The organism is Methylomonas stagni, from assembly GCF_050154735.1.
In the GTDB taxonomy this organism is placed as follows: Bacteria; Pseudomonadota; Gammaproteobacteria; order Methylococcales; family Methylomonadaceae; genus Methylomonas; species Methylomonas koyamae_A.
The window spans coordinates 3,376,507-3,392,827 of record NZ_CP189557.1 but is presented as its reverse complement, the minus strand read 5'-3'; the positions used below and the strand labels follow the sequence as shown (position 1 = coordinate 3,392,827).

Below are 16,321 nucleotides of genomic sequence, written 5' to 3'. Positions count from 1 at the left end.
ATGCCGCCTACTCGACCAGATGGGAACTGCGCAACAACTTGGAGCTGATCCGCAGGTTGCCGTTCGAGACATTGTGCAGTTGGATCACGGGTACGATCCGCCGACCCTCGCTAGCGAGTCGAATCATGCCGCCGCGTTGTTCGAAATCCGGTATGTCGCTAACCGTCAACACCGGGTATGGCTTGATTTGTTCCAGCGCGGCGGCCGTTATGCGCTCCTGTTGCAGCGGAATGAACAAAATCTGGCATTCGCTCAGTCGATCGGAACCCGGATCGACAATTAGCCGGAACGGACGGTTGTGCAATCGTTCGCCGTCAACCAATCGGGCCAACACCGGCGTCACCGGCGAGGCGGAATAGCTGCAAATGTTGAAGTTCGCATGGATGTCGTCATCGGGCCAGCTGGCGAAATACGCGAAGTTGTATAAGAACGCGGCTTTTAGTTCGTGTTCGCTAAACTGGTGTTGCTCGGTGGCGCAAACGATGCCGGAAAGCAGCCAGCCCAGCAGCCAGCCGCGTCGCGGTCCCTTGGCGGGCCCCGGAAGTCCGGGCTTGCGGATGCGGAAGCTTTGCTTCGCCGGCATTTAGTAGCGCACCGTGGCTTTAAGATAAAAATTGCGTTCGATTTCGCTGGCAACCAGGGCATTGTCCGGGCTGGGTGCGAATTCCAGGTGCCGGTTGTCCAGCAGGTTCTGGGCGCCGAGTGCTAGTTCGAGATGTAAATTAGGCTGCCAGCCCAGTCTCGCGTCGAAGCGGTGGTATCCGTCAATTTGGCTGCGCAAGCGGCCGGTGTAGTACCAGTGTAGGTCCAATTCCAGTTGGTGGGGCAGGTTCAAGTACGAGCTGATGTTGAAGCGGTTGGAGGGGCTAGCGGTCTCGGCGGCTTCGGCGGCGCTATCCAAACTGGCCGGACGCTTGTGCAGCGCCATGCCGAACAAGCTGTAGCTGGCTTGCAACCGCCAACTTTGCGCGGGTCGCCAATTCACAGCCGATTCCCAGCCGTAGGTTTCGCCATAAGCCTGATTGTCGATCAATAGCGGGATCGTTATGGTCCGATTCCCGTTGATGGGATCGAGCGGTTCGGTCGTGGTCAGTCGGCTATAGTCGCCGTAGAACAAGGTGGTGTCCAGACTAAACGCCGAATTGGGAAAGAAGCGATAGCCGATCTCGTAATTGACGACCGTTTCGGCAGCCAAGTTCGGGTTGCCGCGAATGTTGGCGGTCGTGCCCGCGCCCAACGAGAAAAAGGTATTCAGGTCATGTTCGACGCGCGTCGGAACGCGGACGGCCCGCGAAACGCCGGCCCAAGCACTGTGATGGGGTGCCGGTTGCCAAAGTAGGCGGGCGGAGGGTTGCAACTGGTAACCGCTAAAATCGTTATGCTCAAGACGGCCGCCCAAAACCAGGCGCAGTTCTTCCGCCAGTAAGCGCCACTCGTCTTGGGCAAACAGGTTGAACCAATGTCGGTCTCGATGCGTTGGGCATATCGTCAACGACGGCGACTTAAGTTGGAGCATGTCGCCGACGTAACGATAGCCGGCGCCCCAAGTCAACAGATGGTCATGCCAGGGGAAATCGTGCTGCATGTCCAAGTCGAGGGAGTCGCGGCTGTAGTCGAGTAACGACTGGTCGCGGGTGGCATGGTCGAAGTAGCCGCGAATTTGCAGGCGAGCGTCGTCGGCCAGCGCCTGCTGCCAGCGAAGCAGTAAGTTGCCGCCGTAGGATTTACCGGGATCGGCCGAGATGCTCATACCGTCCAGCGGATTGCTTAGAGTCTGGTCGGTGTTACCGTTGTAATAGTCGCCTTGGGCGATCAAGCTATGGCGAGCGTCCAAACTCCAATCGCTACGAAAACCGGCACGGCCGATGTCCAATGCGTCGTAAGCCAGATCGCCGCCGTTCAGATGCAAACGGTCGCGGTGGTTGTATTTGCCGTATACGCGATAATGCAAGTCGTTGTCGAGTTTTCCGCCGTAGCGGACACTGACGAAGCCGGGTTCTTCCTGGCTCGTGCCGGTACTGACCAGCGTGCCTTGGGTCTCCTGCGCGGAGCGAGTGACGATATTGATCACGCCGTTAACGGCATTTGAACCCCACATTGTAGCGGCGGGTCCGCGAATCACCTCGATACGGTCGATATCCTCGAGCGGATAATCCTGTTCGTTCCAAAACACGCCGGAGTTGAGAGGATCGTAGACGGTGCGGCCGTCCACCATCACCAACAATTTATTGGCGTAAAGTCCGTTGAAACCGCGACTGGTGATAGCCCAATGATTTCCGTCCACTCGGGCGACTTCCAGGCCGGGCACTCGGCGGAGAATCTCCGGGATAGACTGCAAACCCGAACGGCGGATTTCTTCCTGATTGACCACGAATACCGCGGAGGGTGTTTCGCCGACCGCCTGGCTGCGCTTGGCGGCGATCGCCACGGTACTGCTGCTTAGCGCCTGGAGAGACAGCGATTTAAGCTCCGAAATCGCTTCCTCGCCATGGGTCGGTTCGGCGGTGACCGCCAACAGCAGTAAGAGGCGCGCTCGCGCGATGATATGTGAAAGTGGCATAAACCCAAAGCCGATTGCGTTAGCGTCCGGCCATTTTAGACCGGGGGGCGCAAATGGTAAAACCGGGATGCCGTTGGCCTACTTGACCGCGCGGATCAGTTTGATCATGTCGCCGCTGGCCGGATCGACGTAGATATGCCGGAAGGGGCAGGATTGGACGTTTTTGACGGTCTCTCGGTTGATGTTGGCACCGAACAGACGGACGGTTAATGGATTGCACAGCCGCATCAGTGCTGCCATGATCCGGTTCGCGCTTAATACGTGTTCCAAAAGCAGCACTTGACCGCCGGGCTTGCAGACTCGGTAAAGTTCCTTCAAGCCCTTGCGCGGACGCGGTACCGAGCAGAACACGAAGCTGGCGATCACGGTATCGAAACAGTTATCGGCGTAATCCAGAGCCTGCACGTCCATCAACGCCAGTTCCGCGCTCAGGCCCTTGCGTTCGCGCTTGCGTTGGGCGATCGTCAACATGTTGGGGCTAAAGTCTATCGCGGTCACGCGAGCGTCGGCCGGGTAAAACGGAAAATTCTTGCCGGTGCCGACGCCCACTTCGAGTATGTGCTGCCCTTGGACCTCGGCCCAAAGTCGCTTGCGCCAGCGGCGGAAGAAAAGCCCTTCCAGGACGCTCTCCAGGCCGTCGAACCACGGCGCCAGCCGGTCGTAGCGCCGCCGAATCTCGCGACTGTCGGCCGCCATGCTCAATTCTCGATTTGCTGGATACCGTCCAGATACCAGCGCGGCTCATTACTGAATTTCGGTTTGGTAAAATGCCAGGCTTCCCTTACGGGGTTCGCTTGACCGCCGTTTTCGCGGATCGTGGCATCGAATAGCACCGAGGCTTCCAGTTCGCTACCGACTTCCCGGACATCCAGTAACTCAGCGGTCAGCGCCAGCACTTCGGTGCTGTGGGTTTCGCCGGAAGCGCGCAGCTGCTCCTGTATCTCGGCGAACACTTTATCGGTAGTGAGGCTGCGGATTTCCGCCAGATCCCGGTTGTCCCAGGCCGCTTGCAAATGTCGATAGACGTTTTGCGCGCCGTTCAGAAAGACTTTCGCGTCGAAACCGGCCGGCAGCTTGTCGGCGTCGAAGGCTTGCGGCGCCGGAGCGCTGCCGACTGCCTTGCCCTTGCCGAATAATAAATCGGTGTTGAAACCGGCCGTGCTTTGCGCGGGTTGTCGGTAGTCCGCCGGATCTGCTTGGGGCGGGTAAGCTTCGCGGGCATGCGCGCCTTCAACGGCGGGCTGGCGCGCGGATTTGGCGGCGAACAGCCGGTACAGGAGGAAGGCGAGGCCGGCGAATAGCGCGATATCCATCAAATTGAGACCCTCGAAGGCGCCTCCGAAGAACATCGAACCGAGCAAGCCGCCCAACGCCAATCCGCCCAGCATGCCCATCAGGCCGCCGCGCCCGGCCCAGTTTTGCCGGGCGACTTGATTTTGCGCGGCGGCTTGTTGCTGAGCCGGCGAGCGGATAGGTTGGCTGGTCGGCGCGCTGGGTGTGGGACGCTGGTACGGCGTGCTGTAACTGGGTTTACTGCCGAACGATTTGCCGCCGCCCATGCGCTTGGCGTGGGCCGCGTCGATGCCGCCGAACGCCAAGGCCATTGCGATCAGCAAGCCGGCTAAAGTACGCGTTTTGTTGTTCATGTTGTGGTTTACCTGGTGTTGATTGAAGTCTATGCCGATAGTCGGGGTAAGATCGTCTTTTTCAAGTAGAATAACGGTTCGTGCCAACGGCAACAACCCGAGCTTACCTGAATCCGCCATCATACAGAGTATTAAACATTAAAATGGTTGCATTCTTGCGTCGGTTTCTCGTGGTGTTTTTGGTGTTGCTGCAATTGGTAGCCCCGCTGGTGCATGCGCATGTCGGCGATGAAGTCGGTGTCGGCGGCTGGCATTTGCATGAATTCGAGCAATGGCGTGCCGCGAACGCCGACGAAGTGCTGGCCCATATCCATCACGAGCTCCATGCGCAAAGTGCCGTGGTTGAAGTCGGTTCGGCAATTAAGCTCAATTTACCGTTATTTTACGCCGATAACCTTTCCCATGCGTTCGACACGTCGATATTCGGCCCAGCACCGCTAGCGTCTGCGACTTTGGTATTCCGTCGTCTCGATCCCCCTCCGGAACTCATCCAGCCCGGTGTTAGTCTCCATTCTTCTCGCGCGCCTCCCTGTTGATTAGTCAAACGTCGCGTTGACGTCCGGCTTGCTTCGGCCAAGCTCGGTATTTTGGCGCTCACCCGTTTCAAATCGGGTATTCTGGATTTCTGCATACCTACATTTTCGGAGAAAAATATGACCGGATTTCGTCATATTCCAAACGCGTTGTTCGGCGCGTTGTTGTCAGCTGGCGCGTGTTGGGCGGAGCCGCCGGCCACTGAGTTACCGCCACCCGTTCACGCAATGTCGGCCGGGCCGATGATCGTCGAGCATCTCGATCCGATAGAAACCGATCCGCAACTGAGTTTACCGGGCTTGATCGAACAAACCTTGGAAAAATACCCCGACCGCTTGATCAGCGAGGCCTTGAGCCAGGAGGCCGAGGCCCTGACCGAGCGTAGCGACAGCTGGGTGGCGGGTTCCACGGCCTTGCAATTGGGTTACATGGACGACCGGATCGCCGACGATCTGGGTTCGCGGGAAGCGTCGGCCCAAGTGGAGATCACCACCTGGAAATGGGGGCAGCGCGAAGCGGGTCAGGTCGTGGCGGATCGCGCCGGCGCGGCCGCGCAAAAACAACTGGCAGCGGTTAAGTTGGAAGTCGTTCGGCTGGTGCGCGATGCCTTGTGGAATATGGAAATTGCCAACATCGGCTTGCAGCAGGCGCAAAACGCGCTGTCGATCTCCGAGCAATTGATGAAAAAGGTCGAGCGCCGGGTCGAGCTGGGCGATTTGCCGCGCGCCGACTTGCTTTTGGCCAAGGGCGAATATTTGCAAAATCGGGCGCTGGTGACGCAGGCGGAAGCCGAAGTCATGCACAGCCGCAAGGCCTACACCAATCTCACGACACTGACCAAGGTGCCGACTAGCTATCGCGAACGCCAGAGCGAGATTACCACGGTCGCCAACGATCATCCGATGTTGGATGCCATCAACGCCATCATCGAGCGGCGGCGCGCCGAGGTCGAATGGATACGCACGACCGATCCGATCAACCAGCCGAAACTAGGCGTAGGCGCAAAGAGCCAACGCGACGGCCGGGGCGGGCAGAATGTCGAAAGCGTGGGCGTGAACGTCGTCATGCTGTTTGGTGGCGATGCTTACAACGCGCCGGAAATCGCCAAGGCTAATCTGGAGTTGAACAATGCGATGGCCCAACGCGAACATTTGTACCGGCAGCTCGAAAAGAATTTGCACGAAGCCGAGCATGCCCTGGAAGTGACCCGCGCGGAACTGGCCATTGCCAACGAGCTGAAAGATATCGCCGAAACCCATTTGAAGATGACCGAGATCAGTTTCTCGGCCGGCGAGATCAACCTGCTGGATTTGTTAAAAATTCAAGCCAGAGCCTTGGAGGCGATTCGTAACGCCAAGCTGCAAGAGGTCAAGTTGGAACGCAATATCGCCTTTTATAATCAGGCAGTAGGAGTAGCGCCGTGAGATCGATGTTTTTGTACGGTCTTTTTATCGTGTCTTGCGGACAGGCGAGCGCGGAACTCTCGCAAATTCGCATGTCCCAACAGCAAATCGACAATCTGGATGTGCGAGTGGCGCCTCTTGCCGCCGGCTCGAACATCCCGCTGTTTTACGCGCCGGCGCGCGTGACTGTGCCGGCCGATCGCGAAGCGCTGGTCGCCAGCAGCGTGGCGGGTCTGGTCACTAAAATTCACGTCAATATTGGCGATCGGGTGGTCAAGGGGCAGGTGCTGGCCACGTTGAATAGCCCGGAGTTGGTCGGTTTGCAACAGGCTTATTTGACGGCCGGTAGCGAGCATAATTTGGCCGATATCGAGCAAGGGCGCGACCAAAAGTTATTGCAGGAAGGCGTGATCGCCGAACGGCGTTTGCAAGAAACCGAAGTGTTGCATGGCAGCAAATCGGCCAAGGCCGATGAAACCAGACAATTGCTCGAGCTTGCGGGCATGTCGGTTGGCGAAATTAAGCAACTGGCGAAAACCAAGCGCTTGAATAACCAACTGGCGATCCGCTCTCCGCTGGATGGCGTGGTATTGGAACGGCTGGTGGTGTTGGGCAGTCGATTGGATATGCAGACGCCGCTGTTCCGGGTCGCCGATCTCTCGCAATTGTGGCTGGAAATCAATATTCCGCAAGAACGGATGGGGCAGGTCAAGATTGGCGACAGCGTCGGCGTCGAAGATAGCGGTATCGTCGCCCGCGTTGCTTTGCTGGGCCAAAGCGTCAACCGAGATAACCAAACCGTCGCCGCCCGGGCCGTGCTCGATGGCAAGGCCGAGGGTTTACGCGTCGGTCAAAGCGTCAACGTCAAACTGCTGGGCGGTGGTCAGACCGGTTTCCGGGTACCGAATACCGCGTTGGCGCAAAACGAAGGCCATAGTTATGTATTCGTGCGCAATGCCGAAGGCTTCGCGGTGACCGAGGTCAGCGTGGCTGGCAAACAAGCCGATGTGACTTTGGTTAACGGCCCGTTGACCGGTAACGAGCAAATAGCCGTCAAGGGCGCGGTGGCGTTGAAGGCTAACTGGTTGGGTTTAGGGGGCGACGAATAATGGCCGGCTTGATCCGCTTTGCGCTGATCCAGCGCCTGTTGGTCATGCTGGCGGTGGCGTTGCTGACCGGCGGCGGCTATTACGCGTTCACCAATATCCCGATCGACGCGTTTCCGGAGGTGTCGCCAACTCAGGTCAAAATTATCGTCAAGGCCAACGGCATGACACCGGAAGAGGTCGAAGCCAGAATTACCGCGCCCGTCGAAGTCGAGTTGCTGGGCATTCCCCACCAAGTCATGCTGCGCTCGCTAGCCAAGTACGCGATCACCGATATTACGCTCGATTTCGAGGAAGGCACCGATATTTATTGGGCGCGGCAACAGGTGGCGGAGCGGCTGAACGGGATTTGGGGCAACTTGCCGGAAGGGGTTCAGGGCGGTATCGCGCCAATGACGACGCCGCTCGGCGAGATGTTCATGTTCGCGATCGAAGGCGGCGATTTGACTCTGATGCAGCGCCGCGAGCTGCTCGATTGGACGATACGGCCGGCCTTGCGGACCGTTAAGGGCGTGGCGGATGTCAACGCCTTGGGCGGCGAGGTTCGCAGCTTCGAAGTGGTGCCGGACAACATTCGAATGGCGGCACGCCATATCGACATCGCACAACTCAGCGCGGCCCTGAAGAAAAACAATGCCAACGATGGCGCGGGGCGCTTGACCGAGGGCGAGGAGGCACTGATCGTCCGTGCGGAAGGCCGGATTCGCGACGAGCACGACATCGCGACGATCGTGGTTGCCGAGCGCGACGGTCTGCCGGTCAAAATCGAAGACGTCGCCGAAATCAGGATAGGCGCGCTGACTCGTTACGGCGCGGTCAGCAAGGATGGGGGCGGCGAGGCGGTCACCGCGGTGGTGCTGGGCTTACGCGGCGCCAATGCTAGGCAGACCATCGCGCTGCTAGAGGAGAAATTGGGGCAATTGCAGCCCAGTTTGCCTGAAGGCGTCAAGATCAATGTGTTTTACAACCGGGGCGTGTTGGTCGGCAAGGCGGTCGCGACCGTATCCCAGGCGCTGCTCGAAGCGATCGTCCTGGTCGTAATTCTGCTGATTGTGTTTCTGGGCGATTTGCGGGCCGCGGTGACCGTGGCCTTGGCACTGCCGATGGCGGCGCTGATTACGTTTATCCTGATGCAGGCCTTCGGCATGTCGGCCAATCTAATGAGTCTGGGCGGCTTGGCGATTGCGATCGGCATGCTGGTGGATGGTGCCGTCGTGGTTGTCGAAAACATCATTACCCAACTCGCCGACCATCGTAAAGCCGAGCGTTTGCCGCGCCTGCACCTGATTTATCGGGCGACCCGGGAAGTCGCCGCGCCGGTGACGTCGGGCATCCTGATCATTGTCATCGTATTTTTGCCGTTGTTGACGCTGCAAGGGCTGGAAGGCAAATTGTTCGGCCCGGTCGCGATGACGATCGTGTTCGCGCTGAGCGGTTCCTTGTTGTTGTCGCTGACGGTGATTCCGGTGTTGGCCTCGTTTCTGTTGAAGAATGTGTCGCACGAAGAGCCTTGGCTGCCGCGTAAATTACTGGCTTTGTATCAGCCGGTGTTGGCGTGGTGTTTGGCGAACGCCAAAACGGTGTTTATCGTCGCGGGAGGATTATTGCTGGCAACGCTACTGGTTTTCAGTCGAATCGGCAGCACTTTCATACCGACGATGGACGAAGGCGACATTATCGTGCAACTCGAAAAATTGCCGTCGATTACGTTGGCGGATTCGGTGGCGCTGGATGTGCGGGTGCAGAAAAACATTCTCGAGCATGTTCCGGAAGTGGCTCACGTGGTGTCCAGGGTCGGCACCGACGAATTGGGTTTGGATCCGATGAGCCTCAACGACACGGATACCTTTTTAATTCTGAAACCGAAAGCCGAATGGCGGATGCATACCAAGGAAGCGCTGATCGAGGAAATCCGCAAGGTCATGCCGCACACGCCGGGTATTGCGTTCGGCTTTACCCAGCCCATCGAAATGCGGGTTTCCGAGATGTTGACCGGTACACGCGGCGACGTGGCGATCAAGCTGTTCGGCAGCGATCTGAATGTATTGAATCATAAGGCGGAGGAAATCGAAGCGGTATTGAAGACAATACCCGGCGCCAGCGACGTCTTCACTCGCAAGAACGAAGGCATGCAATTTCTGCAATTGAAAATCGACCGGTCGGCCGCCGGTCGCTACGGTTTGGATGCCGAAGGTATCGAGAATCTGCTTAGAGCGCAGATAGAAGGTTTGCAGCTCGGCATCGTTCAAGAAGGCGTCAAGCGCACACCTCTGTTACTGCGCGGCGCCAGCAACACCGCGAATTTCGATAATTTGCAAATCACGCTGCCGAGCGGCAGCCACATACCGATTTCGGCGGTAGCGAAAATCGAAGCGGTAGAAGGCGTGGTGTCGATAGATCGGGAAAAAGGCCAGCGCTTTGTCGTGATTCGCTGCAATGTCGAAGAGCGCGATCTGGTCGGTTTCGTCGAAGAGGCTCGCAAGACGGTCGCGGAACGTGTCCGACTGCCGACCGGTTTTCACGTCGAATTCGGCGGTCAGTTCGAGAACCAACAACGCGCCGCAGCCCGGCTCGGTTTGGTGATCCCGTTGGCGCTTGGCTTGATCTTCCTATTACTGTTTTCGACCTTCGGTTCGGTGCGGCAAGCCTTACTGGTGTTGTCTAACATTCCGTTGGCGATGGTGGGCGGCGTGTTCGGACTGTGGTTATCCGGGGAATATTTGTCGGTGCCGGCCTCGGTGGGTTTTATCGCGCTGCTCGGTATCGCGGTATTGAATGGCGTGGTGATGGTCAGTTACTTTAATCAGCTATGCGCGACCGGTATGGAATTGTCGCGCGTCGTGATTGTCGGTTCTTGCCGTAGGCTGCGTCCGGTGCTAATGACGGCTAGTATCGCCGCGTTCGGCTTGATTCCGCTATTGTTCGCCTCGGGGCCTGGCTCGGAAGTGCAACGGCCCTTGGCCATCGTAGTCACCGGAGGGCTGGTGTCGTCGACGCTACTCACGCTGATTTTGTTGCCAATACTGTATCGTGCTTACGGGCGCGGCGAGGAGACCGCTGAATGAATCATGAGGCTTATCTGCTAATGGTCGACGTTCCGCCGGATTTGGAGGAGCAATTCGTGGACTTTTTATTGGCGTTGGCGTGGCGGCAAAGTTTTTCCTGTATGCCGGCGAATATCCACGACGCGGACGACCAGGGCCTGTCGCTGGCCGAGCAGGTCAGCGGTTATCGGCGCAAGGTCCGCTTTCAAATTTTTATCGAAAAAACCAACATTTCCGGGTTATTGACTAAGCTAAAAGCGGACTTCGCGGGCGCCGGCTTAAAGTATTGGTTGTTGCCGGCATTGGAGCGCGGAAAAATCTGACCGCGAGGTATGCAGAATTCAGTACGGAATGCTACAGTTGTCTCGTATGTTTAAAAAACCGACCCTGTCACTTTGCAAGCGAACCGATGAACATATTTCTGAGAAGAATTCCGGCCAACACCAGACACTCTGAAATTACCGAATTCATTAGTCCTGCCTTGAAAAGCGGCTTTTTCCTGAAGCCGGGCCGGATAGTGGACGTGCAGATTCTGGCACTGCAAGACAGTCGCTTTGGTTCCATGGAGTATCACGGCTTGGTGACGCTGGATTCGGAGTTGACCGTGCAGCGGGTCATCAAGGGTTTGAAAAACCGGCGCTTCAACGGCCGGATGGTGGTCGTTAGACCTTATTACCATCGCAGTTGGTATAACGATCCCCGGCAGCATCAGCGAGCCGATAACGAATTTGTCGAAAAACGCAAGGGAGACCGGCGGCGCGGCAAATTTCTGCAAGTCGTCAAAAATGCGTCGGATCGATTCAATAGCGAGGACGACTTTGTCAACACGCTACAGCATCAGCAGTTTTCGATTTCGTTTGTCGTGCCCGGCGATATGGAAGCGGCGGTGATGGAGTGTTTGGACGAGTTCGAAACCATGCGCTTGAACGGGGACGCGGCCAGTCACAAAATCGTCAAGCTGCCCAGCGAGCATGACGAAGCAGAGCCCAGAAATACCAGTTTTCAGATTTACTCGGAAAAAATTGTGATTTCCGCGCTTTTGGAGCGCTTAAAGGCGGAGTTCGCCGGCTCGGGTATCCATTATTGGATCATGCCGGTCGTCGAGAAAGGCGAGATTTGATGCTTTAAAGCGTTAGCCTACGTTGTTGGCGGGGAGCGCCAGCGATGTCGCGGCGCTCCCTGTATCCCGTAACGGATTATTTTTCCAGCAATTTAAATTTGTCCGGCTTGCCGTTCCATTCGTCGGCGTCCGGCATCGCGTCCTTGACTTCTGTGATCAACGGCCAGGTTTTGGCCAATTCGGCGTTCAACGCCGCGAAGTGCTCTTGGCCTTCCGGCAGCTCATCTTCGGCGTGAATCGCACCGGCCGGGCATTCCGGTTCGCACAGCGTGCAATCGATGCATTCGTCCGGATCGATAACCAGAAAATTGGGTCCTTCGTGAAAGCAGTCGACAGGGCATACGTCGACGCAATCGGTATATTTGCATTTGATGCAGTTTTCGGTAATTACAAATGCCATAGTGTTCTCCCAAAGTGGGGTGCGGGATTAAGCTGACGTACATCGCGCAAGCTTTATCGTTAAAGAGACGCCTGAAAGACAGGCGGCCAAATCGCAAAAAAGGCTGCTCGGAGACCTTGCGGTCTCGGGGCAGCCCCACTGTTTACTTGTCTTTGTTTTTGTTGCGTTCGTTGACTTCCTTGATCACTTCGTCGGCCACGTTTTTCGGGCAGGCGATGTAATGCGAGAATTCCATCGAGAATTGGCCGCGACCGGAGGTCATCGTCCGCAAGTCGCCGATGTAACCGAACATGTCGCTCAGCGGTACGTCCGCTTTGATGCGAACGCCGGTGACGCCTGGATCTTGGGATTTGATCATGCCGCGGCGGCGGTTCAAGTCGCCGATCACGTCGCCCACGTGTGCTTCCGGTGTGAACACGTCGACTTTCATGATCGGTTCCAGCAATTGCGGACCGGCTTTCGGAATCGATTGACGATACGCGGCGCGGGCGGCGATTTCGAACGCGATGGATGACGAGTCAACCGCGTGGAACGCACCGTCGGTCAGGTTGACTTTGAAGTCCAAGCAAGGGAAGCCCGCCAATACACCTTTCTCGATACTGGCTTTGAAACCTTTTTCGACGGCTGGCCAGTATTCGCGAGGTACGTTACCGCCGACAACCGAGGATTCGAATTGGAAGCCGCTGCCGGGTTCGCCGGGTTCGATGATGTAGTTGATTTTCGCGTATTGGCCTGAACCGCCGGATTGTTTTTTGTGGACGTATTCGTCTTCGATACGTTTGGTGATGGTTTCGCGGTAAGCCACCTGTGGTTTACCGACGTTCACTTCGACACCGTGGGTCCGTTTCAGGATGTCCACTTTAATATCCAAGTGCAGCTCGCCCATGCCTTTGATGATGGTTTCGCCGGATTCCTGGTCGGTTTCGACGCGGAATGACGGGTCTTCGGCGACCATTTTGCCGATCGCGATACCCATTTTTTCGTTGCTGCCCTTGTCTTTTGGCGAAATCGCAATCGAGATAACGGGGTCAGGGAATACCATCGGCTCCAATGTGGCCGGTTTGTCAGGATCGCACAAGGTGTGACCGGTTTGCACGCTTTTCAAACCGATCAGCGCGACGATGTCGCCGGCTTGCGCGGTTTCGATTTCGTTACGGTCGTCGGCGTGCATTTCCACCATCCGGCCGACCCGCTCGGTTTTGCCTGTGTAGGTGTTCAGGACCGTGTCGCCTTTTTTCAGCTTGCCGGAGTAAATACGTACGAAGTTCAGCGCACCGAAACGGTCGTCCATGATTTTGAACACCAGGCCGCGGAATGGGCGCTCGGGGTCGACAATCGCGTGTTCGCCGGTCGGCACGCCTTCGATGTCGGTTTCCGGTTGCGGATTGACTTCGGTCGGGTTCGGCAGGTATTCGACGACACCGTCCAATACCAATTGCACGCCTTTGTTTTTGAACGAAGAGCCGCAAAAGGTTGGGAAGAAATCCATCGCGATGGTGCCCTTGCGGATACACTTTTTGATTTCTTCGATGGTCGGCTCTTCGCCTTCCAGATATTTTTCCATGATGTCGTCGTCTTGATCGGCGACTTGGTCGATCAGTTTGGCGCGCCATTCTTCGACTTGCTCGACCATATCGGCCGGCACGTCTTGGATTTCATATTTCAACGGGTCGCCGGAGTTATCCCAAATCCAGGCTTTGCGGGTCAATAAGTCGATCACGCCGACAAAGTTTTCTTCCTCGCCGATCGGCAGGGTCATAACCACTGGTTTGGCGCCTAGTACGTCCTCGACTTGCTTGACGACGCGGTAGAAGTTCGCGCCCAAACGGTCCAGTTTGTTGACATAGATAACGCGAGCGACTTTGGAGTCGTTCGCATAGCGCCAGTTGGTTTCCGATTGAGGTTCAACGCCACCGGAGCCGCAGAATACGCCGATACCGCCGTCCAACACTTTCAGCGAACGATACACTTCGATCGTAAAGTCGACGTGGCCCGGGGTGTCGATGATGTTGAAGCGGTGCGGCGGAAATTGGTTGGTGCTACCCGGCCACATACAGGTGGTCGCGGCCGATTGAATGGTGATGCCGCGTTCTTGCTCTTGCACCATGAAGTCTGTGGTCGCCGCACCGTCGTGTACTTCGCCGATTTTGTGGATTTTTCCGGTCAGCTTCAAAATCCGCTCGGTCGTGGTGGTTTTACCGGCATCGACGTGAGCGAAGATCCCGATGTTTCTATAAAGCGATAGATCAGTCATGGTTATACTCTAAAAATGGACATAAAAATTCTTTAACCCCAGCACCATTGCCACGGTTTTAGTGGGTCACATAGCTGCTGTTCTAGCGAAGTATGCGGCCGGACTCCACTTTCCAAGCAACTTGGAAGTCAGCGAGCGGCTTCTTCAAAGACAAGGTCAATGAAAATCTTCACATTCTAACCGAAAAATCGGTAAAAACGGAATGTCAATTGTGTGACGGGTGTTTTCCGCCCAGGCCCGTCGCCGACTGTTGTTCCCGTAAGCGCATCAACGCATATAAGGATTGCAGGCAAGGCACATCCAAACCCAAACGTTCGGCGGCGCGGACAGTATTGCCGAGTATCGCCTCGGTTTCCATACTCTGGCCGGTTTCGAAATCCAGCAACATACTGGTTTTGTAGGGCGGCATGCTTCGAGTCATCGCGATATTTCGCTCGATAATGTCGGCAGGCAGCGGATGGCCGGCGGCTTCGGCGATGGCTTGGACTTCCGTCATGATACGTCTGACCAGTGATTCCTGATTCTGCAGGATGGTCTGAGTCGCCAATCCGCCGGACAGTACCGACAGCGGGTTGAACGGCGCGTTCCAGACGCATTTTTGCCAACGGCCGCCGACGATGTCTTCGCAAGTTTCGGCCTCAATGCCGCTGGTCCGGTACAGGTCCGCCAGGCGGCGGGTTTTGTCCGAGACTCCGCTCGGCATATTGCCTAACAGCAGTCGGCCGTAGGCCAGATGTTGAATTTCGCCCGGTGCGATCCGGTTACAGCAAACGAAGGCCAGGCCGCTGATCAGTTCGTTATCGGGAAACGCGGCCTGCAACTCCGCTTCGATGTCGATGCCGTTTTGAATGAAGACGATCGCGGTATTCGGACCAACCGCGTCGCGAATCAATTCGGCCCGGTCCAAATCGGGCTTGACCTTGGTACACAGCAGCAGGAAATCCGGCTCGCCGCCGTATTCGCCGGCGCGTTGCACCAGGCGCCAGCGGGAAAAATCGCCAGCTGCCCAGTTCCCGGCTGTCGATTCGGAAGCCGCGCCGCTTGACGGTCTCGAAATCCGAACGGCAGGTCATCGTCACGTCGGCACCGGCCTTGGCCAGCAAAGCGCCGTAAAAGCCGCCGATCGCGCCGCTACCCACCACCAATACTTTGTTGCTCATAGCTCACCCGCCAAAATTTGTTTCAGGAACGGCACGGTCAGTTTGCGCTTCGCCGCCAGCGTCGCTTGGTCGATTTTGTCCAATAACAGCCAAAGTGCCGGCAAATCGTGGACGTAGTGGTTCAGTAAAAACCGTCCGACCGATGCCGAAATGTCGAAACCCAGAAAATGCGCCTTGTGATTTAACGCCGCGATCAACTGATCGTCGCGCAAACTCTGGATTTTTAGCGTCAGTCCCCAACCCATTCGGGTTTTCAAATCCAGTAATTCGAAAGGCAGAAATTTAGGTGGACAATCGGCGGCTAATACCAGTTTGTGTCCGTTTTGGCGGTGGCGATTGTAGAAATTGAATAACGCTTGCTGCCAATCGGCACGCCCTGCTAAAACAGGCAGGTCATCCAGGCAAACCAAAGCCATGTCATCCAGGCCTTCCAGCACGGCCGGCGGCGGCAGACGGGCCGCGGTCAGGCACAGGTAAAATGGGTCCATGCCGATCGCCTTGGCGTGTTGGCAACATGCCTGCAGTAGATGGCTCTTGCCGCTGCCGGTATCGCCCCAAATGTACAATTGCTGTTCTCCGTTCGGAGCCGCCAAGCTTTGCAGTTGTCCGACGATTTCGGCATTCTGGCCGGCGTAATAGCTCGCGAAGGTCTGATGGCTCTGGAACTCGAACTGAAGCGGCACTTGCATCGCGGCTAGCCTCTGATTTTCTCGGCTTTATAGACGTAAAGCCCCGCGCCGAAACACAGTAACAGGCTGAAGCCGACCTCGGCCAGTGCGTAGGTCCGGCTAGCCGGATCGACATAGGCTTCGACAATGCCATGCACGAAGTACGGCAAACTCAGGTAGCTCATCCAGGTGCAGCTTTTCAGGTCGCGGTTTAACAAGCCGCGCATCGGCAACAGCAATGGACCGGCGCTGACCAACAATACCAGTGCCGTCGGAATGTGCTTGGGCGGCGCTAGCAGCGTGGGCCAGGCCATCAATAACAAAAACAGGCCGAAAAATCCGGCCAGGCCGGCGTAGTAATAATGGATGCGTTGCATGAACGGGACAGGGCGTTGAGCGATTCGACAGGCGGCTATTATCACAGAC

At 56.8% G+C, this 16,321-nt stretch carries 15 protein-coding genes and 1 pseudogene; 6 read left to right on the top strand and 10 right to left on the bottom strand.

Features of this window, described 5'->3' with window-relative positions:
- Window positions 1-7 precede the first annotated feature (7 nt).
- The 4 genes from ACP4CD_RS15590 to ACP4CD_RS15575 form a co-directional block, all read right to left on the bottom strand.
- Window positions 8-583 carry a YfiR family protein gene (locus tag ACP4CD_RS15590; protein ID WP_426991572.1) on the bottom strand — a complete coding sequence of 192 codons (576 nt, stop codon included), beginning with the start codon at window positions 581-583 and terminating at the stop codon, window positions 8-10.
- The gene (locus ACP4CD_RS15585) at window positions 584-2,560 is read right to left on the bottom strand and encodes a TonB-dependent receptor plug domain-containing protein (protein WP_426991571.1); all 1,977 of its coding nucleotides are present in this window, start codon (window positions 2,558-2,560) and stop codon (window positions 584-586) included.
- A 78-nt stretch (window positions 2,561-2,638) separates the two neighbouring features.
- Window positions 2,639-3,256 carry a class I SAM-dependent methyltransferase gene (locus ACP4CD_RS15580; RefSeq protein ID WP_064025334.1) on the bottom strand — a complete coding sequence of 206 codons (618 nt, stop codon included), beginning with the start codon at window positions 3,254-3,256 and terminating at the stop codon, window positions 2,639-2,641.
- 2 nt (window positions 3,257-3,258) lie between these two features.
- A complete protein-coding gene (locus ACP4CD_RS15575) occupies window positions 3,259-4,206 on the bottom strand; it encodes a Tim44 domain-containing protein (RefSeq protein WP_426991570.1) in 948 nt (315 codons plus the stop codon).
- A gap of 155 nt (window positions 4,207-4,361) precedes the next feature.
- On the opposite strand from ACP4CD_RS15575, the gene ACP4CD_RS15570 reads away from it, so the two are divergent.
- The 6 genes from ACP4CD_RS15570 to ACP4CD_RS15545 all read left to right on the top strand — a co-directional run bounded on the left by ACP4CD_RS15570 (window position 4,362) and on the right by ACP4CD_RS15545 (window position 11,413).
- Entirely contained in the window at window positions 4,362-4,742 is a 381-nt protein-coding gene (locus ACP4CD_RS15570) for a hypothetical protein (protein ID WP_426991569.1), read from the top strand.
- A gap of 117 nt (window positions 4,743-4,859) precedes the next feature.
- A complete protein-coding gene (locus ACP4CD_RS15565; RefSeq protein ID WP_426991568.1) occupies window positions 4,860-6,164 on the top strand; it encodes a TolC family protein in 1,305 nt (434 codons plus the stop codon).
- Between the two features lie 5 nt (window positions 6,165-6,169).
- Window positions 6,170-7,252 (top strand): efflux RND transporter periplasmic adaptor subunit, encoded by a 1,083-nt coding sequence (locus ACP4CD_RS15560; protein ID WP_426994691.1) that lies wholly within the window; start codon window positions 6,170-6,172, stop codon window positions 7,250-7,252.
- The gene (locus ACP4CD_RS15555) at window positions 7,252-10,314 is read left to right on the top strand and encodes an efflux RND transporter permease subunit (protein ID WP_426991566.1); all 3,063 of its coding nucleotides are present in this window, start codon (window positions 7,252-7,254) and stop codon (window positions 10,312-10,314) included. The genes ACP4CD_RS15560 and ACP4CD_RS15555 overlap by 1 nt, the downstream gene beginning before the upstream one ends.
- A complete protein-coding gene (locus ACP4CD_RS15550) occupies window positions 10,311-10,616 on the top strand; it encodes a DUF3240 family protein (protein ID WP_064025324.1) in 306 nt (101 codons plus the stop codon). Before ACP4CD_RS15555 ends, ACP4CD_RS15550 begins: the two co-directional genes overlap by 4 nt.
- Before the next feature lie 86 nt (window positions 10,617-10,702).
- Window positions 10,703-11,413, top strand: coding sequence for a DUF3240 family protein (locus ACP4CD_RS15545; protein WP_064025322.1), 711 nt, complete (start codon window positions 10,703-10,705; stop codon window positions 11,411-11,413).
- Window positions 11,414-11,489: 76 nt separating this feature from the next.
- Here the strand turns inward: ACP4CD_RS15545 and fdxA are convergent, their stop codons facing one another.
- The 6 genes and pseudogenes from fdxA to ACP4CD_RS15515 all read right to left on the bottom strand — a co-directional run bounded on the left by fdxA (window position 11,490) and on the right by ACP4CD_RS15515 (window position 16,272).
- Window positions 11,490-11,813 carry a ferredoxin FdxA gene (gene fdxA, locus ACP4CD_RS15540; RefSeq protein ID WP_064025319.1) on the bottom strand — a complete coding sequence of 108 codons (324 nt, stop codon included), beginning with the start codon at window positions 11,811-11,813 and terminating at the stop codon, window positions 11,490-11,492.
- A gap of 142 nt (window positions 11,814-11,955) precedes the next feature.
- Window positions 11,956-14,067, bottom strand: a complete 2,112-nt coding sequence (gene fusA / locus ACP4CD_RS15535; RefSeq protein WP_071160258.1) for an elongation factor G — start codon at window positions 14,065-14,067, stop codon at window positions 11,956-11,958.
- Between the two features lie 205 nt (window positions 14,068-14,272).
- The gene (locus tag ACP4CD_RS15530) at window positions 14,273-15,043 is read right to left on the bottom strand and encodes a ketopantoate reductase family protein (RefSeq protein ID WP_426991565.1); all 771 of its coding nucleotides are present in this window, start codon (window positions 15,041-15,043) and stop codon (window positions 14,273-14,275) included.
- Window positions 15,044-15,128: 85 nt separating this feature from the next.
- Window positions 15,129-15,227: pseudogene (locus tag ACP4CD_RS15525) on the bottom strand (ketopantoate reductase family protein); the annotation flags it as partial.
- Window positions 15,224-15,916, bottom strand: a complete 693-nt coding sequence (gene hda, locus ACP4CD_RS15520) for a DnaA regulatory inactivator Hda (RefSeq protein WP_426991564.1) — start codon at window positions 15,914-15,916, stop codon at window positions 15,224-15,226. The pseudogene ACP4CD_RS15525 and the gene hda, both read right to left, overlap by 4 nt.
- A 5-nt stretch (window positions 15,917-15,921) precedes the next feature.
- On the bottom strand, window positions 15,922-16,272 hold the full coding sequence (locus ACP4CD_RS15515) for a DUF2069 domain-containing protein (protein WP_426991563.1): 351 nt from the start codon (window positions 16,270-16,272) through the stop codon (window positions 15,922-15,924).
- Window positions 16,273-16,321: the final 49 nt, after the last annotated feature.

Bases quoted from the DNA above. Each gene is read 5' to 3' on its own strand.
- ACP4CD_RS15590 (WP_426991572.1), bottom strand. From the start codon at position 583: ATGCCGGCGAAGCAAAGCTTCCGCATCCGCAAGCCCGGACTTCCGGGG.
- ACP4CD_RS15585 (WP_426991571.1), bottom strand. From the start codon at position 2,560: ATGCCACTTTCACATATCATCGCGCGAGCGCGCCTCTTACTGCTGTTG.
- ACP4CD_RS15580 (WP_064025334.1), bottom strand. From the start codon at position 3,256: ATGGCGGCCGACAGTCGCGAGATTCGGCGGCGCTACGACCGGCTGGCG.
- ACP4CD_RS15575 (WP_426991570.1), bottom strand. From the start codon at position 4,206: ATGAACAACAAAACGCGTACTTTAGCCGGCTTGCTGATCGCAATGGCC.
- ACP4CD_RS15565 (WP_426991568.1), top strand. From the start codon at position 4,860: ATGACCGGATTTCGTCATATTCCAAACGCGTTGTTCGGCGCGTTGTTG.
- ACP4CD_RS15560 (WP_426994691.1), top strand. From the start codon at position 6,170: ATGTTTTTGTACGGTCTTTTTATCGTGTCTTGCGGACAGGCGAGCGCG.
- ACP4CD_RS15555 (WP_426991566.1), top strand. From the start codon at position 7,252: ATGGCCGGCTTGATCCGCTTTGCGCTGATCCAGCGCCTGTTGGTCATG.
- ACP4CD_RS15550 (WP_064025324.1), top strand. From the start codon at position 10,311: ATGAATCATGAGGCTTATCTGCTAATGGTCGACGTTCCGCCGGATTTG.
- ACP4CD_RS15545 (WP_064025322.1), top strand. From the start codon at position 10,703: ATGAACATATTTCTGAGAAGAATTCCGGCCAACACCAGACACTCTGAA.
- fdxA (WP_064025319.1), bottom strand. From the start codon at position 11,813: ATGGCATTTGTAATTACCGAAAACTGCATCAAATGCAAATATACCGAT.
- fusA (WP_071160258.1), bottom strand. From the start codon at position 14,067: ATGACTGATCTATCGCTTTATAGAAACATCGGGATCTTCGCTCACGTC.
- hda (WP_426991564.1), bottom strand. From the start codon at position 15,916: ATGCAAGTGCCGCTTCAGTTCGAGTTCCAGAGCCATCAGACCTTCGCG.
- ACP4CD_RS15515 (WP_426991563.1), bottom strand. From the start codon at position 16,272: ATGCAACGCATCCATTATTACTACGCCGGCCTGGCCGGATTTTTCGGC.